Genomic DNA, 539 nt, shown 5'->3' with positions numbered 1-539 from the left:
AATGGTTCCGTCAGTCGCTGAATAAGGAGAGTCCCTACCGCCAGTTCTATATCTGGCGCGATGGCGAACCGGACGCCCTGCCGAACAACTGGCGCTCTAAATTTGGCGGTAACGCCTGGCAGTGGCACGCCGACAGCGGGCAGTATTATCTGCACCTGTTCGCCATTGAGCAGGCGGATCTCAACTGGGAGAATCCGGCGGTGCGCGCCGAGCTGAAAAAGGTCTGCGAATTCTGGGCTGACCGCGGCGTCGACGGTCTGCGCCTCGACGTGGTCAACCTGATCTCAAAAGACCAGACCTTTCCCTGCGATCTGGACGGGGATGGCCGCCGCTTCTATACCGACGGCCCGCGGGTGCATGAGTTCCTGCAGGAGATGAGCCGCGATGTCTTCACCCCGCGTAACCTGATGACCGTTGGCGAGATGTCCTCCACCTCGCTGGAGCACTGCCAGCAGTACGCCGCGCTGGACGGCCGCGAGCTGTCGATGACCTTTAACTTCCACCATTTAAAGGTCGATTATCCCGGCGGAGAGAAATGG

Annotated in this window: 1 protein-coding gene; it reads left to right on the top strand. The window is 60.1% G+C overall.

Annotation, left to right across the window (positions count from 1 at the left end):
- A partial coding sequence (locus tag KHQ28_RS28955) for an alpha-amylase family glycosyl hydrolase (protein WP_266097871.1) occupies window positions 1–539 on the top strand: 539 nt, incomplete at both ends.

The sequence above is a fragment of the Klebsiella sp. 28 genome, from assembly GCF_018223905.1.
GTDB classification, from domain to species: domain Bacteria; phylum Pseudomonadota; class Gammaproteobacteria; order Enterobacterales; family Enterobacteriaceae; genus Klebsiella; species Klebsiella pneumoniae.
Note: the sequence above shows the minus strand (reverse complement) of the source record. Positions and strands in the feature narration are given on the sequence as shown.